Here is a 17813-nt window from a genome sequence, read left to right as displayed (position 1 = left end):
CGGGAGGCGGCCCAGGTCGGGGCAGCCCGGACGGGGGGCGGACCGACGCTCGTCATCCGATGTCCGGCGGATCGATCCGAATCCGTACGGGCTCACTCCCGCCCCGCGCCATCCGCGCCGCCTGGGCGGCCTTCAGCGCGGCCGCCAGCGCCGCCCCGCTCCCCGGCGGCACCCGAACGAGCGCCCGCTCCCACTGCTCCCCCGGCGGCGGCGCCCCCACCCGCCGCGGTCCCCCGGCCTGTGTGACGGGCAGCGGCACCGGCCCCAGCACCTCCGCATCGCCCGGAAGCCCGACCACGGCCAGGAACCCGGTGAGCGCCTCCGCCGTACCCGACACCGCCGCCATCCGGGACACCGGCGGGAACCCGAGCTCGGCCCGCTCGGCGAGCTCCCGCACCGCGTGCCCGACGGGATCCCACCGTACGAGTGCCTGCACGGGCCGCAGGGTCGGCTCCGCGACGACCACGACCGTGCCCCCCGCCCCCTGCCCGCGGACCAGCGCCGCCGCACCGATCCACCGTCGCAGCGCGTCCTCGCCGGCCCGCAGATCGGGCCGCGACAGCATCGTCCAGCCGTCGAGCAGCAACGCGGCCGCGTACCCGCCCTCGGCGACGGGCTCGGCCCCCGGCGTGCTCACGACGAGCGCGGGCGCACCCGGGACCGTGTCGAGCACCTGCTCGCGTCCCGACGTCCGCACGGGCACGGCCGGAAACGCCCGCCCCAGCTCCTCCGCGGTCCGCCGCGCGCCCACGACCTGGGCCCGCAGCCGGAACCCACCGCACTCGGGACAGTGCCAGGCCGCCTCGTCCCGCCCGCACCAGGTGCACAGCAGTGCCCCGGCGTCCCGCGCCTCCAGCGGTCCCGCGCAGTGCCGGCAGCGAGCCGGAGCCCGGCACTGCGCACAGGCCATCCGTGGTACGTACCCGCGCCGCGGGACCTGCACCAGTACGGGCCCGTGCCGCAGGCCGTCCCTCACCACCTGCCAGGCGAGGGTCGGCAGCCGGGCGGCCCGCGCCGCCTCGTCCCGCGCGAGGTCCCCGTCCCCCACGGTCCGCACGAGCGGCGCGCTCGCCCGCACCTGCTCCCGCTCGGCGACCAGCGGCAGCGCCCACCCGCTCTCGACCAGCTGTGCCGCCTCCACCGTGCAGCCCCAACTCCCCAGCAGGAAGGCGCACTTGTCATGGGCGGCCCGCAGCAGCAGCACTTCCCGGGCATGCGGCTGCGGCGCGTGCTGCTCGCTGTGGCTGTCGTCGCCGTCGTCCCAGATGACGACGAGTCCCAGATCCCGTACGGGCGCGAACATGGCGGCCCGGGTCCCCACGACGGCTCGTACGGACCCACGCCGCACGGCCAGCCACTCGCGGTAGCGCTTCTCGGGGCCGGCCTCGGCCGTGAGCACCGCGTGCTGCCCCTCTCCCAGCACGGCGGACAGCGCGGCGTCCACGCGTGTGACGGCCCGGCCGTCCGGCACGACGACGAGCGCGCCCCGCCCCGAGGCGAGCGTCGCGCCCACGGCTCTGGCGATCTCCTCGGCCCAGCCGGGCCCCGGCAACGCGCTCCACACGGCCCGCGGTGCCCCACCCGCGGCGAGCGACTCGAGAAAGGCGGCCCCCCGCCCGTATCGCGTCCAGGAACCGGTCTCGGGTATGCCGGGCGGAGGAAGCGGCGCGGGGGAGGGCTTCTGCTCGGCCCGCGCGTTGCGCGGCGGGACCGCGAGCTGCAGCACGTCGGCGAGGCTCCCCGCGTACCGGTCGGCGACGGCGCGCGCGAGTCCCAGCAGCTCGGGCCCGAGCACGGGCTCGGGCGACACGACCTGGGCGAGCGCGGCGAGCGGCCCGGAGTAGTCGGATTCGGCGAGCCGCTCGACGAGGAACCCGTCGATCAGCCCGCCGCCCTCACGGCGGCCCTCCCGCACCCGGTGCCGCCCGGCCCCGAACCGCACCCGGACCCGCACGCCCGGCTGTGCCTCGGCGTCCAGCTCCGCGGGCACGGCGTAGTCGAAATACCGGTCGAGGTGCAGCACACCCTTGTCGACGAGGACCCGTGCGACAGGCAGCTCCTCGGCGAGCTTGGCCCCCCGCCACGTGCGCGGCTTCGCCTTGGGCGCCCTGGCCTGCCGCACCCCTTCCCGAATCAGCGCAAGCTGCTCGGGCGGCGCACCCTCCGCGCCGCCCTCACCCCACCCGTTCGCGCTGCTCACAGCAACATTCCTACCAGACCCCACTGACACCGCCGCGCGCCCGAGATCAGGCCGGCCACGGATCACGAACGCCCCGAGGGCGCTTCTGCCATGGACCACTCGGCCATACCGGTCCCAGGACCGGCAGCAGGATTCGAACCTGCGAGGGGATCACACCCCGGAAGTACCCGTGACCATCGCACCGGACGCCACGACGTCAGTTCTCCCGAGTTCCAAGCGGCAGCGGACCATGATCCAGAATCACCGCGCGCCCTGGGCGCACTCCACCGAAGTAACCGCGGCCATCGCACCGGGAGACCCCGACCCTACGAACCCCCGCCCCACCCGCACCACCGATTTACCCGCCCGCCGCGCCCGGCCCCTCGCTGACTCCCGCCGGGAAACGGTGAGGCCCGGCGCCCCCGAAGGGGTACCGGGCCTCACCGTGCAGACGTTGCTTACAGGCCGACGGCCTTGCGCAGGGCCTCCACGCGGTCCGTGCGCTCCCACGTGAAGTCGGGCAGCTCGCGGCCGAAGTGGCCGTAGGCGGCCGTCTGGGAGTAGATCGGGCGCAGCAGGTCGAGGTCGCGGATGATGGCCGCCGGGCGGAGGTCGAAGACCTCGGCGATGGCGGTCTCGATCTTCTCGGCGTCGACCTTGGCGGTGCCGAAGGTCTCGACGAAGAGGCCGACCGGCTCGGCCTTGCCGATGGCGTAGGCGACCTGGACCTCGCAGCGGGAGGCGAGGCCCGCGGCGACGACGTTCTTGGCGACCCAGCGCATGGCGTAGGCGGCGGAGCGGTCGACCTTGGACGGGTCCTTGCCGGAGAAGGCGCCGCCGCCGTGGCGGGCCATGCCGCCGTACGTGTCGATGATGATCTTGCGGCCGGTGAGGCCTGCGTCGCCCATCGGGCCGCCGATCTCGAAGCGGCCGGTCGGGTTCACCAGGAGGCGGTAGCCCTCGGTCTCCAGCTTGATGCCGTCGTCGAGGAGGGCCTTGAGCTCGGGCTCGACCACGAACTCGCGGATGTCGGGGGCGAGGAGGGACTCGAGATCGATGTCCGACGCGTGCTGCGAGGAGACGACGACCGTGTCCAGGCGGACCGCCTTGTCGCCGTCGTACTCGATGGTGACCTGGGTCTTGCCGTCGGGACGGAGGTAGGGGATCGTCCCGTTCTTGCGGACCTCGGAGAGGCGGCGCGACAGGCGGTGCGCGAGGTGGATCGGGAGCGGCATCAGCTCCGGCGTCTCGTCCGTCGCGTACCCGAACATCAGACCCTGGTCGCCCGCGCCCTGCTTGTCGAGCTCGTCCTCGTCGCCCTCGACCCGGTTCTCGTACGCCGTGTCGACACCCTGCGCGATGTCGGGCGACTGCGAGCCGATCGACACCGAGACACCACAGGAAGCTCCGTCGAAGCCCTTCTTCGACGAGTCGTAACCGATCTCCAGGATCTTGTCGCGGACCAGCTGGGCGATCGGCGCGTACGCCTTGGTCGTGACCTCGCCGGCCACGTGCACCAGGCCGGTCGTGATCAGCGTCTCCACGGCGACCCGGGACGTCGGGTCCTCGCGCAGAAGCGCATCGAGAATGGTGTCGCTGATCTGGTCAGCGATCTTGTCGGGGTGACCCTCGGTCACGGACTCCGAGGTGAACAGGCGACGGGACACAACGCTCCCTGTGGTTGCAGCGGCTGCTGGCTGATCATTGGTGGACGGGACGAGAGCTGCGCTCGGCGTCGTCCGAGAACAGTTTATCGGTCGCACTCGCCCGCAGGCCCCCCTGTCTCGCTTCTCGGAAGCGCTGTGACCTGCGGCACGGGCATTCTGCGCCATGACGATCGGTCTCCACCAGGGTCACCACGGGCGATTTCGCGCTGATGGACGCGGCTGGTGGGGTTAATGAGACATTCACACCAGTCGGCGTGTCACTAGGTCCCACACCATCTCGGCCAGAGCCTCCTTGGGTCCGTACGGCACCGGGGTCTCGCTGCCGTCGGCCCCCAGCACCACGGCCTCGTTCTCCTCGGCACCGAAGGTCTTGCGCTCCCCCACCTCGTTCACGACGAGAAGATCGCACCCCTTGCGCGCCAGCTTCGTACGACCGTTGGCGAGGACGTCGTCCGTCTCGGCGGCGAAACCGACGACCACCTGGCCGGGGCGGGGACGGTCCGCCGAGATCTCCGCGAGGATGTCCGGGTTGCGGACCAGAACGATCGGCTCCGGTTCCTGGTCGTCCTTCTTCTTGATCTTCCCGGCCGCGTAGGCGGCGGGACGGAAGTCCGCCACCGCGGCCGCCATCACCACGGCGTCGGCGTCCGAGGTCGCCTTGAGGACCGCCTCGCGCAGCTGCACGGCCGTCCCGACCTGCACCACGTCCACACCCGCCGGGTCCGGCAGTCCCGTGTTCGCGGCGATCAGCGTGACCCGGGCGCCCCGCGCGGCCGCCGTGCGCGCCAGGGCGTACCCCTGCTTGCCGGAGGAGCGGTTACCGAGGAAGCGGACGGGGTCGAGGGGCTCTCGGGTACCGCCGGCGCTGACGACGACGTGGCGGCCGGCCAGATCGGGCTCGGTCACGCCGCGGGCGAGCACCCGGCGGCAGACCTCGAAGATCTCCGTGGGGTCGGGCAGCCGCCCCTTGCCGGTGTCGACACCGGTCAGGCGCCCCACCGCGGGCTCGATGACGACGGCGCCGCGGCGGCGCAGCGTCGCCACGTTCTCCTGGGTGGCGGGGTGCTCCCACATCTCGGTGTGCATGGCGGGCGCGAAGACGACCGGGCAGCGGGCCGTGAGCAGGGTGTTGGTGAGGAGGTCGTCGGCCAGGCCGTGGGCGGCCTTGGCCAGCATGTCGGCTGTCGCCGGAGCCACCACCACCAGGTCCGCGTGCTGTCCGATGCGGACGTGCGGGACCTCGTGGACGTCCGACCAGACCTCGGTGGAGACGGGGTGGCCGGAGAGCGCGGACCAGGTGGCGGCGCCGACGAAGTGCAGCGCGGAGGCGGTGGGGACGACGCGCACGTCGTGGCCCGACTCCGTCAGCCTGCGCAGCAGCTCACAGGCCTTGTACGCGGCGATGCCACCGCTGACTCCCAGCACGACCTTGGGCTTGTCCACCGTCTCTCCCCGAGCTCGGAAACGTACGACTCCATGACACACCACAGGCCCGGCGGTCGCGCCGCCGGGCCTGGGATGAGCGATCGAACGACTACTGCGCGGGGCCCTCGACAGCCTCGGACGTCAGCAGACCCGCGTTGATCTCGCGCAGGGCGATCGACAGCGGCTTCTCGTGGACGTGGGTGTCGACGAGCGGACCGACGTACTCAAGGAGGCCCTCGCCGAGCTGCGAGTAGTACGCGTTGATCTGACGGGCGCGCTTGGCCGCGTAGATCACGAGGCTGTACTTCGAGTCGGTGGCCTCGAGGAGCTCGTCGATCGGAGGGTTGATGATGCCCTCGGGAGCGGTAATGGAAGAGGACACGCTCTGCCTTCCGAAAGGTGGAAATGACCTAAAAGTGACCTGAAAGATCAAACAACTTCCACCAAGGCTAGCAGCTCACGCGCCACGTCCTCGACGGAGGTGTTGACCAGGGTGACATCGAACTCCGGCTCGGCCGCCAGTTCGATCTTGGCCGCCTCCAGGCGGCGCTCGATCACCTCGGGCGGTTCGGTGCCCCGTCCGGTGAGCCTGCGCACCAGCTCGTCCCAGGAGGGCGGAGCCAGGAACACGAGCAGGGCCTCCGACATGGACTCGCGGACCTGCCGCGCACCCTGGAGGTCGATCTCCAGGAGGACGGGCACACCCGACTCCAGGTGCTCCAGGACGGCGGCACGCGGCGTCCCGTAGCGGTTGCCGGCGAATTCGGCCCACTCAAGCAGCTCGCCGTTGGCGATCAGCTTGTCCATCTCTTCGTCGGAGACGAAGAAGTAGTGGACTCCATGCTTCTCACCGGGGCGCGGCTTGCGGGTCGTCGCCGACACCGAGAGCCAGACCTCGGGGTGTTCCTTGCGCATATGGGCGACGACCGTGCTCTTACCGACCCCAGAGGGGCCGGAGAGCACGGTCAGCCGCGGACGTTCACTCATGCAGCGATTATTCCAGCAATCCCGGTATGCCCAGGACTCAGGCGCCGGAGCCGCCGAACTCACGCTCCAGAGAAGCGATCTGGTTCGAGCCGAGGCCGCGTACGCGGCGGCTCTCGGAGATACCGAGTCGCTCCATGATCTGCTTGGCGCGGACCTTGCCCACGCCCGGCAGGGACTCCAGGAGAGCGGAGACCTTCATCTTGCCGATGACGTCGTTCTCCTGGCCCTGCTTGATGACCTCGTGAAGGGAGGCGCCGGAGTGCTTGAGTCGATTCTTGACCTCGGCCCGCTCCCGGCGAGCCGCGGCGGCCTTTTCGAGCGCGGCTGCGCGCTGTTCAGGGGTAAGGGGCGGAAGAGCCACGCCTACGTCACCTCGGATGTCGAACTGTCGGATACGGACCGGTGAGGAACCTAGTCGACCCCACACCTGGGGAGCTACGAGCAACACGCTTGCCCATTCGCTCTCGACGGAGACTAGCGGGCAAGTGCGCCGGAGTCAGCGAGAACAGCGGAAAAGTCCTGGTCAGCCTCCCTGGAGCCGGACATTTACGACATACTGCCCCGGATTTGAGGATGTATTCAGACTCGCGACGCTCCGAAGGCACTCATCGGAGGACTCCCGAACGGCTGTCGGAGGACTCAGGCGGCCGCCACAGCGGCTCTGATCTCCTCCGCGAAGCGCTCGGCGGACGTACGCAGCGCGACCACGTCGGGACCGTGACGAAGAACACCCCGGCTCACGTTCGGCACGACATTGCGCACCGCCGCCCCGAAGACGCCCGCCAGATCGGCCGCCGTGGCTCCCTGGGCACCGATGCCGGGTGCCAGGAGCGGTCCGTTGATGGCCAGGTCGTAGGAGGAGAGATCGCCCAGCGTGGCGCCGACGACCGCGCCGAAGGACCCCAGGGGTGTCTCTCCCGCGTTCTCGGCGGCGAGGTGGGCCAGCATGGTCGCTCCGACGTCACGGCCGTCCCCGCGGACCGCGTGCTGCACCTCGCCACCCTCCGGGTTCGAGGTGAGCGCGAGGACGAAGAGCCCGGCCCCGTTCTCGCGCGCCAGGTCCACCGCGGGCTTCAGCGAGCCGTAGCCCAGGTACGGCGACACGGTCAGCGCGTCCGAGAAGAGCGGCGCGTCCTTGCGCAGGAAGGTCTCCGCGTACGCAGCCATGGTGGAGCCGATGTCGCCGCGCTTGGCGTCCATCACGACCAGCGCCCCGGCCGCCCGCGCCTCCTCGACCGACTTCTCCAGGACGGCGATGCCCCGCGACCCGAACCGCTCGAAGAACGCGCTCTGCGGCTTGAGGACCGCGACCCGCTCGGCCAGCGCCTCGACGACGGTGCGGCTGAACCGCTCCAGGCCCGCGATGTCGTCGTTCAGGCCCCAGCCGGTGAGCAGCGAGGCGTGCGGGTCGATGCCGACGCACAGCGGGCCGCGCTCGTCCATGGCACGGCGAAGACGTGCGCCAAAGGGTTCCAGGCTCATGCGGACTTCCTCACGTCGGCGCCGACCGCGTCGGCGAGGGTGGCGTACGGGCTGGTACGGAGGCGGGCGGCGAGCCCCTTGTGGATCGCCCGGCCCCAGAAGGGGCCCTCGTAGATGAACGCGCTGTACCCCTGGACCAGCGTGGCGCCGGCCAGGATGCGCTGCCAGGCGTCCTCGGCGTTCTCGATGCCACCGACGCCCACCAGGGTGATCCGGTCGCCCACGCGCGCGTAGAGGCGGCGCAGCACCTCCAGGGATCGTGCCTTCAGCGGCGCGCCCGAGAGTCCGCCGGTCTCCTTGACGAGCGAGGATTCGGACTTCAGACCGAGTCCTTCGCGCGCGATGGTGGTGTTCGTGGCGATGATCCCGTCCAGTCCGAGCTCGACGGCGAGGTCGGCGACCGCGTCGACGTCCTCGTCCGCGAGGTCGGGCGCGATCTTGACGAGCAGCGGCACGCGCCGGTCGGTGACCGCGCGGTCGGCGGCCTCGCGGACGGCGCTCAGCAGCGGTCGCAGTGCCTCGGTGGCCTGGAGGTTGCGCAGGCCGGGCGTGTTCGGCGAACTCACGTTCACCACGAGGTAGTCCGCGTGCCGGGCGAGCCGCTCGGTCGACTTCACGTAGTCGCCGACGGCCTCCTCCTCGGGGACGACCTTGGTCTTGCCGATGTTGACGCCCACGACGGTACTGAAGACGGGCGTACGGGCCCCCAGGCGCTCGCTGACGGCCGCGGAGCCCTCGTTGTTGAACCCCATGCGGTTGATCAGCGCCCGGTCCGGCACAAGGCGGAACAGCCGCTTCTTGGGGTTGCCCGGCTGCGGCTCCCCCGTGACCGTGCCGATCTCGATGTGGTCGAAGCCGAGCATCGACATCCCGTCGATCGCGACGGCGTTCTTGTCGAAGCCCGCCGCGAGCCCGAAGGGACCGTGCATCCGCAGGCCGAACGCCTCGGTCCGCAGCTCCTTGTGGCGGGGCGCGAGCGCGGCGGCGACGAACGTACGCAGCACGGGGATACGAGCGGCGAGCCGGATCCAGCGGAAGGCGAGATGGTGGGCCTGCTCGGGGTCCATCCGCTTGAAGACCAGCCGGAAGAAAAGCTTGTACATGTCTCAGTGTCCTCTTGAAGCTCTCAGTGTCTTCGTGAAGCGTCTTCGTGAAGCCTCATGAGCCTCATGAAGAGGGGGACACCGTTTCCGGTGTCCCCCTCAGGGCTGCTAGTCGCGGGCCGCTGTCAGATGCTCGGCGTGTTCCTGGAGCGAGCGCACGCCCACGTCGCCGTGGTTGAGCGCGTCGATGCCCTGGACGGCGGCGGCGAGTGCCTGGACGGTCGTCAGGCACGGCACGGAGCGTGCCACCGCGGCCGTACGGATCTCGTAGCCGTCGAGGCGGCCACCGGTGCCGTACGGCGTGTTGACGATGAGGTCGACCTCGCCGTCGTGGATCAGCTGGACGATGGTCCGCTCGCCGTTCGGTCCCGTGCCCTCGGACTGCTTGCGCACCACCGTCGCGTTGATGCCGTTGCGCTTGAGCACCTCGGCCGTGCCGGAGGTGGCCAGCAGCTCGAAGCCGTGCGCGACCAGCTCGCGCGCCGGGAAGATCATCGAGCGCTTGTCGCGGTTGGCGACCGAGATGAAGGCGCGCCCCTTGGTCGGCAGCGGACCGTAGGCACCCGCCTGCGACTTGGCGTACGCCGTGCCGAAGACGGAGTCGATGCCCATGACCTCACCGGTGGAGCGCATCTCCGGGCCGAGGACGGTGTCGACGCCGCGTCCGTGGATGTCGCGGAAGCGCGACCACGGCATGACGGCCTCCTTGACGGAGATCGGCGCGTCGAACGGCAGCTCGCCGCCGTCACCGTGCCCGGGGAGCAGCCCCTCCGCCCGCAGCTCGGCGACGGTCGCGCCCAGCGAGATCCGGGCGGCGGCCTTCGCCAGCGGCACCGCGGTCGCCTTCGAGGTGAAGGGGACCGTGCGGGAGGCTCGCGGGTTGGCTTCGAGGACGTAGAGGATGTCGCCCGCCATCGCGAACTGGATGTTGATCAGGCCACGGACGCCGACACCCTTCGCGATGGCCTCGGTGGAGGCGCGCAGCCGCTTGATGTCGAAGCCGCCCAGCGTGATCGGGGGCAGCGCGCACGCCGAGTCGCCGGAGTGGATGCCGGCCTCCTCGATGTGCTCCATCACGCCGCCGAGGTACAGCTCCTCGCCGTCGTACAGCGCGTCCACGTCGATCTCGATCGCGTCGTCGAGGAAGCGGTCGACGAGGACCGGCCGGGAGGGGCTGATCTCGGTCGACTCGGCGATGTAGGACGACAGCCGGGTCTCGTCGTACACGATCTCCATACCGCGCCCGCCGAGGACGTACGACGGCCGTACGAGGACCGGATAGCCGATCTCGTCCGCGATGGCCTTGGCCTCGGCGAAGGTGGTGGCGGTGCCGTGCTTGGGGGCCGGGAGACCGGCCTCCGCGAGGACGCGTCCGAAGGCGCCGCGGTCCTCGGCGGCGTGGATCGCCTCGGGGGACGTGCCGACGACCGGCACTCCGTTGTCCTTGAGTGCCTGGGCCAGGCCCAGCGGGGTCTGGCCGCCGAGCTGGACGATCACACCGGCGATCGGACCAGCCAGCGACTCCGCGTGGACGATCTCCAGCACGTCCTCGAGCGTCAGCGGCTCGAAGTAGAGACGGTCGGAGGTGTCGTAGTCCGTGGAGACGGTCTCGGGGTTGCAGTTGACCATCACGGTCTCGTAGCCCGCGTCGCTGAGCGCGAAGGAGGCGTGGACGCAGGAGTAGTCGAACTCGATGCCCTGGCCGATGCGGTTCGGACCGGAGCCCAGGATGATCACCGCGGGCTTCTCGCGCGGCGCGACCTCGGTCTCCTCGTCGTAGGAGGAGTAGAAGTACGGCGTCTTCGCCGCGAACTCGGCGGCGCAGGTGTCGACCGTCTTGTACACCGGGCGCACGCCCAGCGCGTGCCGCACCTCGCGCACCACGTCCTCGCGCAGCCCGCGGATCTCGGCGATCTGGGCGTCGGAGAAGCCGTGCCGCTTGGCCTCGGCGAGCAGCTCGGGGTCGAGCTTGTCGGCGGCGGCCAGCTCGTCCGCGATCTCCTTGATCAGGAAGAGCTGGTCGACGAACCACGGGTCGATCTTCGTCGACTCGAAGACCTCCTCGGGCGTGGCGCCCGCGCGGATCGCCTGCATGACGGAGTTGATCCGGCCGTCGGTGGGCCGCACGGCCTCTTCCAGGAGAAGCGTCTTGTCACCGGGCTCGCCGACGAACGTGAACTGGCTGCCCTTCTTCTCCAGCGACCGCAGCGCCTTCTGCAGCGCCTCGGTGAAGTTGCGGCCGATCGCCATGGCCTCGCCGACCGACTTCATGGTGGTCGTCAGGGTGGAGTCGGCGGACGGGAACTTCTCGAAGGCGAAGCGCGGGGCCTTCACGACCACGTAGTCGAGCGTCGGCTCGAAGGAGGCCGGGGTCTTCTCCGTGATGTCGTTCGGGATCTCGTCGAGCGTGTAGCCGACGGCGAGCTTGGCCGCGATCTTGGCGATCGGGAAGCCGGTCGCCTTGGAGGCGAGGGCCGAGGAGCGCGACACGCGCGGGTTCATCTCGATGACGATGATGCGGCCGTCGTCGGGGTTGACCGCGAACTGGATGTTGCAGCCGCCGGTGTCGACGCCGACCTCGCGGATGATCGCGATGCCGACGTCGCGCAGCCGCTGGTACTCGCGGTCGGTCAGCGTCATGGCCGGGGCGACGGTGATGGAGTCGCCGGTATGGACGCCCATGGGGTCGAAGTTCTCGATGGAGCAGACGACCACGACGTTGTCGTTCTTGTCGCGCATCAGCTCCAGCTCGTACTCCTTCCAGCCGAGGATGGACTCCTCCAGGAGCACCTCGGTGGTCGGGGACAGCGTGAGGCCCTGGCCGGCGATGCGGCGCAGTTCCTCCTCGTCGTGCGCGAAGCCGGAGCCGGCGCCGCCCATGGTGAAGGAGGGACGCACGACGACGGGGTAGCCCCCGAGCGTGTCGACGCCCTTGAGGACGTCCTCCATGGAGTGGCAGATCACCGACCGGGCGGACTCGCCGTGGCCGATCTTCTCGCGTACGGCCTCGACGACGCCCTTGAAGAGGTCGCGGTCCTCACCCTTGTTGATCGCCTCGACGTTGGCGCCGATGAGCTCGACACCGTACTTCTCCAGCACACCCTGCTCGTGCATGGAGATCGCGGTGTTGAGGGCCGTCTGGCCGCCGAGGGTCGGCAGCAGGACGTCGGGGCGCTCCTTGGCGATGATCTTCTCGACGAACTCGGGGGTGATCGGCTCGACGTAGGTGGCGTCGGCGATCTCCGGGTCCGTCATGATCGTCGCCGGGTTGGAGTTGACCAGGATGACCCTCAGGCCCTCGGCGCGCAGGATGCGGCACGCCTGGGTGCCGGAGTAGTCGAACTCGGCGGCCTGACCGATGACGATCGGGCCGGAGCCGATGACCAGGACGGACTGGATATCGGTGCGCTTAGGCACGCTGGCCCTCCATCAGGGAAACGAAGCGGTCGAACAGGTAGGCGGCGTCGTGCGGGCCGGCTGCCGCTTCGGGGTGGTACTGGACGCTGAAGGCCGGCTGGTCGAGGAGGTGGAGCCCCTCGACGACCTGGTCGTTCAGGCAGACGTGGGAGACCTCGGCGCGGCCGTAGGGGGTCTCGGAGACCTTGTCGAGCGGCGCGTCGACGGCGAAGCCGTGGTTGTGCGCGGTGACCTCGACCTTGCCGGTCGTACGGTCCTGGACCGGCTGGTTGATGCCACGGTGGCCGTACTTCAGCTTGTACGTCCCGAAGCCGAGGGCGCGGCCCAGGATCTGGTTGCCGAAGCAGATGCCGAAGAGCGGGGTCCTGCGGGCGAGGACCTCCCGCATGACGGCGACGGGACCGTCGGCGGTGGCCGGGTCACCGGGGCCGTTGGAGAAGAAGACCCCGTCGGGGTTCACGGCGTACACGTCCTCGGCCGTGGCCGCGGCGGGCAGCACGTGCACCTCGATGCCGCGCTCGGCCATGCGGTGCGGGGTCATGCCCTTGATGCCCAGGTCGACGGCGGCGACGGTGAACTTCTTCTCGCCGATGGCGGGGACGACGTACGTCTCCTTGGTCGCGACCTCGGCGGCGAGGTTCGCGCCCTTCATCTCGGGCGCCTGGCGCACCTCGGCGAGCATCGTGCCCTCGTCGGGCAGCGCGTTGCCGGAGAAGATGCCGACGCGCATGGCGCCGCGCTCACGCAGGTGACGGGTGAGGGCGCGGGTGTCGATACCGCTGATGCCGACGACACCCTGGCTGCGCAGTTCCTCGTCCAGCGAGCGCCGGGCGCGCCAGTTGGAGGGCACGCGCGCGGGGTCGCGGACGACGTAGCCGGCGACCCAGATCCGCTTCGACTCGGGGTCCTCGTCGTTGACGCCGGTGTTGCCGACGTGCGGGGCGGTCATGACGACGACCTGACGGTGGTACGACGGGTCGGTGAGGGTCTCCTGATAGCCGGTCATCCCGGTGGAGAACACGGCCTCGCCGAAGGTCACCCCCGCGGCCCCGTAGGCGCGGCCACGGAAGGTCCGGCCGTCCTCCAGGACGAGTACGGCGGGAGCTGCCTTGTGCCTCTGCGAGGCGGCTCCCTGGTTGGAGGTCGTCATCGTGCGCCTTCCGTCTTGGTGCTCTTGTTGATCATGTTGTTCAGGGTGTCGACCCACTCCGTGTGCTCGGCCGCGCGGTCCGAGCGGAAACCGGAGTCGATCAGCTTGTCGCCGTGCGCCCAGGTGACGACGAGCAGACCGCCCTCACTGAGGACCTTCCCGGCGATGCCCTTGCCGAGCAGGGCCTCGCGCAGCGCCTCGGCCGGGATGAAGAAGTCGCTGGCGCCGGGGCGTACGACGTCCAGTCCCGCGTCCGTCAGCGTGAGCTCGACCCGGCTTCGGGTGCCCAGGCCGTGTGCCACGATGCGGTCCAGCCACTGCCCGGCGGTGGTGGAGCCGTGGTAGCGGCCGCTCATGCTCAGTTTCACCGGGCCGGGGTCTTCCGGCGCGGTGGGCAGCTCAGACAGGTCACTCTGAAGGGTGCCGCGCCACCTCCAGCCCTCGCGCATCAGCCAGTAGACGAGGGCGACGAACAGGACGAGGCCGACGAGCCAGCCGATCCGGGCGGCCCAGTCGGTGACTTCGGCCGACTTCTGTTCGGCAGCCAAGGAGGCGGCCATCGGGATGAGAGATGTCACGCGAGCTTCCCGTCGACGAGGGTGGCCTTGCCCCGCAGCCAGGTGTGCGTGACCCGGCCCGGCAGCTCACGGCCCTCGTAGGGGGTGTTGCGGCTGCGCGAGGCGAAGCCCGCGGGGTCCACGGACCCACGGTATGCCGTGTCGACGAGCGTGAGGTTGGCGGGCTCACCTGCCGAGACGGGACGGCCGTGGCCCGCGGCCTGCCCGATCCGGGCGGGCTTGAAGGACATGCGGTCGGCGACGCCGGCCCAGTCGAGCAGCCCGGTCTCCACCATCGTCTGCTGGACGACGGAGAGCGCGGTCTCGAGGCCCACCATGCCCATGGCGGCGGCGGCCCACTCGCAGTCCTTGTCCTCGTGCGGGTGCGGCGCGTGGTCGGTGGCGACGATGTCGATGGTGCCGTCGGCGAGCGCCTCGCGCAGCGCCGTCACGTCGCGCTCGGTGCGCAGCGGCGGGTTGACCTTGTAGACCGGGTTGTACGTGCGGACCAGCTCGTCGGTGAGCAGGAGGTGGTGCGGGGTGACCTCGGCGGTGACGTCGATGCCGCGGGACTTGGCCCAGCGCACGATCTCGACGCTGCCGGCGGTCGACAGGTGGCAGATGTGGACGCGCGAGCCGACGTGCTCGGCGAGCAGGACATCCCGGGCGATGATCGATTCTTCGGCCACCGCGGGCCAGCCCCCGAGTCCCAGCTCGGCGGAGACGACGCCCTCGTTCATCTGGGCGCCCTCGGTGAGGCGGGGCTCCTGCGCGTGCTGTGCGACCACACCTCCGAAGGCCTTCACATACTCCAGGGCCCGGCGCATGATCACCGCGTCGTCCACGCACTTGCCGTCGTCCGAGAAGACCGTGACGCCGGCCGCGGACTCGTGCATCGCGCCCAGCTCGGCGAGCTTCTTGCCCTCCAGGCCGACCGTGACGGCGCCGATGGGCTGCACATCGCAGTAGCCGTGCTCCTGGCCGAGCCGGTAGACCTGCTCGACCACACCGGCGGTGTCGGCGACGGGGAAGGTGTTGGCCATGGCGAAGACGGCGGTGTAGCCGCCGCTCGCCGCCGCTCGCGTACCGGTCAGGACGGTCTCGGAGTCCTCACGACCGGGCTCCCGCAGATGGGTGTGCAGGTCGACGAGGCCCGGCAGGAGGACCTTGCCGTCGGCCTCGACGACCTCGGCGCCCTCGTCCGGGAGACCGGTACCGACCGCCTCGATCACGGCGCCGTCGATCAGTACGTCCTGCGGCTCGCCCCCGAGCACCTTCGCACCACGGATCAGGATCTTGCTCATGTTCTTACTTCTCCTCGGTACGGGTGTGGGTGACGGCGGGCTCGTTGCCGCCCAGCAGCAGGTAGAGCACGGCCATGCGGATCGAGACGCCGTTCGCGACCTGCTCGACGACGGTGCAACGGTCGGAGTCGGCGACCTCGGCGGTGATCTCCATGCCGCGGACCATCGGGCCGGGGTGCATCACGATGGCGTGCTCGGGCATCTTCGCCATGCGGTCGCCGTCGAGGCCGTAGCGCCGCGAGTACTCGCGCTCGGTCGGGAAGAACGCCGCGTTCATCCGCTCGCGCTGGACGCGCAGCATCATCACCGCGTCGGACTTGGAGAGGGTGCTGTCGAGGTCGTAGGAGATCTCGCAGGGCCAGGACCCCACGCCGACCGGCACCAGGGTGGGCGGGGCGACGAGGGTGACCTCGGCGCCGAGGGTGTGCAGCAGGTCGACGTTGGAGCGGGCGACCCGGCTGTGCAGGATGTCGCCGACGATCGTGATGCGCTTGCCGGCCAGGTCCTGCCCTATCCCGGCGTCGCGGCCGACCAGGCGGCGGCGCATGGTGAAGGCGTCGAGCAGGGCCTGCGTGGGGTGCTGGTGGGTGCCGTCACCCGCGTTGATGACGGCGGCGTCGATCCAGCCGGAGGTGGCGAGCCGGTACGGGGCTCCGGAGGCGCCGTGCCGGATGACGACGGCGTCGACGCCCATGGCTTCGAGGGTCTGGGCGGTGTCCTTCAGGGACTCCCCCTTGGACACCGAGGAACCCTTGGCGGTGAAGTTGATGACGTCCGCGGAGAGGCGCTTCTCGGCGGCCTCGAAGGAGATCCGGGTCCGGGTCGAGTCCTCGAAGAAGAGGTTGACGACGGTGCGGCCGCGCAGGGTCGGCAGCTTTTTGATCGGCCGGTCGGCGACCCGGGCCATCTCCTCGGCGGTGTCGAGGATCAGGACGGCGTCGTCGCGGGTGAGGTCGGCGGCCGAGATGAGATGACGCTGCATCTGTCAGGCTCCGTAAGGCAGTTCAGGAGAATTCGGGCAGGCGGGCGCGCGCGGAGCGCACTCGGGGGCGTACGGCGGTGACGTACTCCGGAGTGCTACTGCTGTGCGTCCGGGGAGGTCCGCTTCGCACCGAGCAGCACGGTGTCGCGACCGTCCTCCTCGGCGAGCTGGACCTTGACCGTCTCCCGCAACGACGTGGGGAGGTTCTTGCCGACGTAGTCGGCGCGGATGGGCAGTTCGCGGTGGCCGCGGTCGACGAGGACCGCGAGCTGCACGGCGCGCGGCCGGCCGATGTCGTTCAGCGCGTCGAGCGCGGCGCGGATGGTGCGGCCGGAGAAGAGCACGTCGTCGACGAGGACGACCAGGCGGCCGTCGATGCCGTCACCGGGGATCTCGGTGCGGGCCAGCGCACGCGGCGGGTGCATGCGCAGGTCGTCGCGGTACATGGTGATGTCGAGCGAGCCGACCGGGATCTTGCGAGCGGTGATCTCTTCGAGCTTGTCGGCCAGTCTGCGGGCCAGGAAGACACCCCGGGTCGGAATGCCGAGGAGCACCACGTCGTCGGCACCCCTGGCGCGTTCGACGATCTCGTGGGCGATGCGGGTCAGCACCCGCGCGATGTCGGGGGCTTCCAGAACGGGCCGCGCATCGGCTTCGTACTGCTGCTTGTCCTGCTCGGTGTCCATACGAAACGGACCTCCTTCTCCGCCTCACGGGACGGATCATTAAAGGACGTCGGATTTGCGCCATCCACGGTACCAGCCCGGCAACGCACCTGATCACCACCCTGTGGGCCACCGCCGGTGACTCCCGTGCGAGGGTCGGTCCGGACCATTCGGCTTGACGGGGGAGAGTAACGCTGCGTAACCTCACAGTGAGTCACCAGAGTCACCAGCCGCGCGGCGGAGCCGCACGTTGATACAGCGTCCGGGGAGCTATATGTCCAGCGAATACGCCAAACAGCTCGGGGCCAAGCTCCGGGCCATCCGCACCCAGCAGGGCCTTTCTCTCCACGGAGTCGAGGAGAAGTCACAGGGACGCTGGAAGGCGGTCGTGGTCGGGTCGTACGAGCGCGGCGACCGCGCCGTCACCGTGCAGCGCCTCGCCGAACTGGCGGATTTCTACGGGGTTCCCGTGCAGGAGCTGCTGCCCGGCACCACTCCTGGCGGAGCCGCCGAGCCGCCGCCGAAGCTCGTCCTCGACCTGGAGCGGCTGGCCCACGTGCCGGCCGAGAAGGCGGGTCCGCTGCAGCGCTACGCCGCGACGATCCAGTCCCAGCGCGGTGACTACAACGGCAAGGTGCTGTCGATCCGCCAGGACGACCTGCGCACCCTCGCCGTCATCTACGACCAGTCGCCCTCGGTCCTCACCGAGCAGCTGATCAGCTGGGGCGTGCTGGACGCGGACGCGCGCCGCGCCGTCTCCCACGACGAGGGCTGACCCCTTCGGGGAGTTCAGCAGAAACGTGGCGCCCGGGGGGGGGGGGGGGGGGGGGGGGGGGGGCGCCCGCCGCCGGGGGGGGGGGGGGGGGGGGCCCGCCGGGGCGGCGGGCCGCCGGGG

General features: G+C 70.6%; 15 protein-coding genes. 1 reads left to right on the top strand and 14 read right to left on the bottom strand.

Annotated elements, in window-relative coordinates; all coding sequences use genetic code 11:
* Nucleotides 1-52: 52 nt before the first annotated feature.
* From ACIRA5_RS28085 to pyrR, 14 genes are all read right to left on the bottom strand, one after another.
* Nucleotides 53-2200 (bottom strand): primosomal protein N', encoded by a 2148-nt coding sequence (locus tag ACIRA5_RS28085; protein ID WP_403694922.1) that lies wholly within the window; start codon nt 2198-2200, stop codon nt 53-55.
* 437 nt (nt 2201-2637) lie between these two features.
* Complete coding sequence (gene metK / locus ACIRA5_RS28080; protein WP_168490018.1) at nt 2638-3846, bottom strand: methionine adenosyltransferase; 1209 nt, start codon at nt 3844-3846, stop codon at nt 2638-2640.
* A 240-nt stretch (nt 3847-4086) separates the two neighbouring features.
* Nucleotides 4087-5289: a bifunctional phosphopantothenoylcysteine decarboxylase/phosphopantothenate--cysteine ligase CoaBC gene (coaBC, locus tag ACIRA5_RS28075; RefSeq protein ID WP_403694919.1), complete on the bottom strand. Its 1203-nt coding sequence runs from the start codon at nt 5287-5289 to the stop codon at nt 4087-4089.
* Between the two features lie 91 nt (nt 5290-5380).
* The gene (rpoZ, locus tag ACIRA5_RS28070; protein WP_003982715.1) at nt 5381-5653 is read right to left on the bottom strand and encodes a DNA-directed RNA polymerase subunit omega; all 273 of its coding nucleotides are present in this window, start codon (nt 5651-5653) and stop codon (nt 5381-5383) included.
* 47 nt (nt 5654-5700) lie between these two features.
* Nucleotides 5701-6258 carry a guanylate kinase gene (gene gmk / locus ACIRA5_RS28065; protein WP_054233983.1) on the bottom strand — a complete coding sequence of 186 codons (558 nt, stop codon included), beginning with the start codon at nt 6256-6258 and terminating at the stop codon, nt 5701-5703.
* A gap of 37 nt (nt 6259-6295) precedes the next feature.
* Entirely contained in the window at nt 6296-6619 is a 324-nt protein-coding gene (locus tag ACIRA5_RS28060) for an integration host factor (protein WP_016638838.1), read from the bottom strand.
* 278 nt (nt 6620-6897) lie between these two features.
* Nucleotides 6898-7740 (bottom strand): orotidine-5'-phosphate decarboxylase, encoded by an 843-nt coding sequence (gene pyrF, locus ACIRA5_RS28055; RefSeq protein WP_352049281.1) that lies wholly within the window; start codon nt 7738-7740, stop codon nt 6898-6900.
* On the bottom strand, nt 7737-8843 hold the full coding sequence (locus ACIRA5_RS28050; RefSeq protein WP_403694917.1) for a quinone-dependent dihydroorotate dehydrogenase: 1107 nt from the start codon (nt 8841-8843) through the stop codon (nt 7737-7739). The genes pyrF and ACIRA5_RS28050 overlap by 4 nt, the downstream gene beginning before the upstream one ends.
* Nucleotides 8844-8951: 108 nt before the next feature.
* Nucleotides 8952-12260: a carbamoyl-phosphate synthase large subunit gene (gene carB, locus ACIRA5_RS28045; protein ID WP_403694913.1), complete on the bottom strand. Its 3309-nt coding sequence runs from the start codon at nt 12258-12260 to the stop codon at nt 8952-8954.
* The gene (carA, locus tag ACIRA5_RS28040) at nt 12253-13410 is read right to left on the bottom strand and encodes a glutamine-hydrolyzing carbamoyl-phosphate synthase small subunit (RefSeq protein WP_403694911.1); all 1158 of its coding nucleotides are present in this window, start codon (nt 13408-13410) and stop codon (nt 12253-12255) included. The genes carB and carA overlap by 8 nt, the downstream gene beginning before the upstream one ends.
* Nucleotides 13407-13970, bottom strand: coding sequence for a hypothetical protein (locus ACIRA5_RS28035; RefSeq protein WP_403695166.1), 564 nt, complete (start codon nt 13968-13970; stop codon nt 13407-13409). The genes carA and ACIRA5_RS28035 overlap by 4 nt, the downstream gene beginning before the upstream one ends.
* A gap of 14 nt (nt 13971-13984) precedes the next feature.
* Nucleotides 13985-15271, bottom strand: a complete 1287-nt coding sequence (locus ACIRA5_RS28030) for a dihydroorotase (protein ID WP_352049286.1) — start codon at nt 15269-15271, stop codon at nt 13985-13987.
* A gap of 4 nt (nt 15272-15275) precedes the next feature.
* Entirely contained in the window at nt 15276-16253 is a 978-nt protein-coding gene (locus ACIRA5_RS28025; protein WP_352049287.1) for an aspartate carbamoyltransferase catalytic subunit, read from the bottom strand.
* Nucleotides 16254-16348: 95 nt separating this feature from the next.
* A complete protein-coding gene (gene pyrR, locus ACIRA5_RS28020; RefSeq protein WP_403694907.1) occupies nt 16349-16939 on the bottom strand; it encodes a bifunctional pyr operon transcriptional regulator/uracil phosphoribosyltransferase PyrR in 591 nt (196 codons plus the stop codon).
* Nucleotides 16940-17192: 253 nt separating this feature from the next.
* Between pyrR and bldD the strand changes: the two genes are divergently transcribed.
* Complete coding sequence (gene bldD / locus ACIRA5_RS28015; RefSeq protein ID WP_067366005.1) at nt 17193-17693, top strand: transcriptional regulator BldD; 501 nt, start codon at nt 17193-17195, stop codon at nt 17691-17693.
* Nucleotides 17694-17813: the final 120 nt, after the last annotated feature.

Source organism: Streptomyces sp. NPDC096311 (assembly GCF_044763085.1).
Classification (GTDB): domain Bacteria; phylum Actinomycetota; class Actinomycetes; order Streptomycetales; family Streptomycetaceae; genus Streptomyces.
The sequence above is the reverse complement of the archived record's forward strand: the minus strand, read 5'-3'. Positions and strand labels throughout refer to the sequence as shown.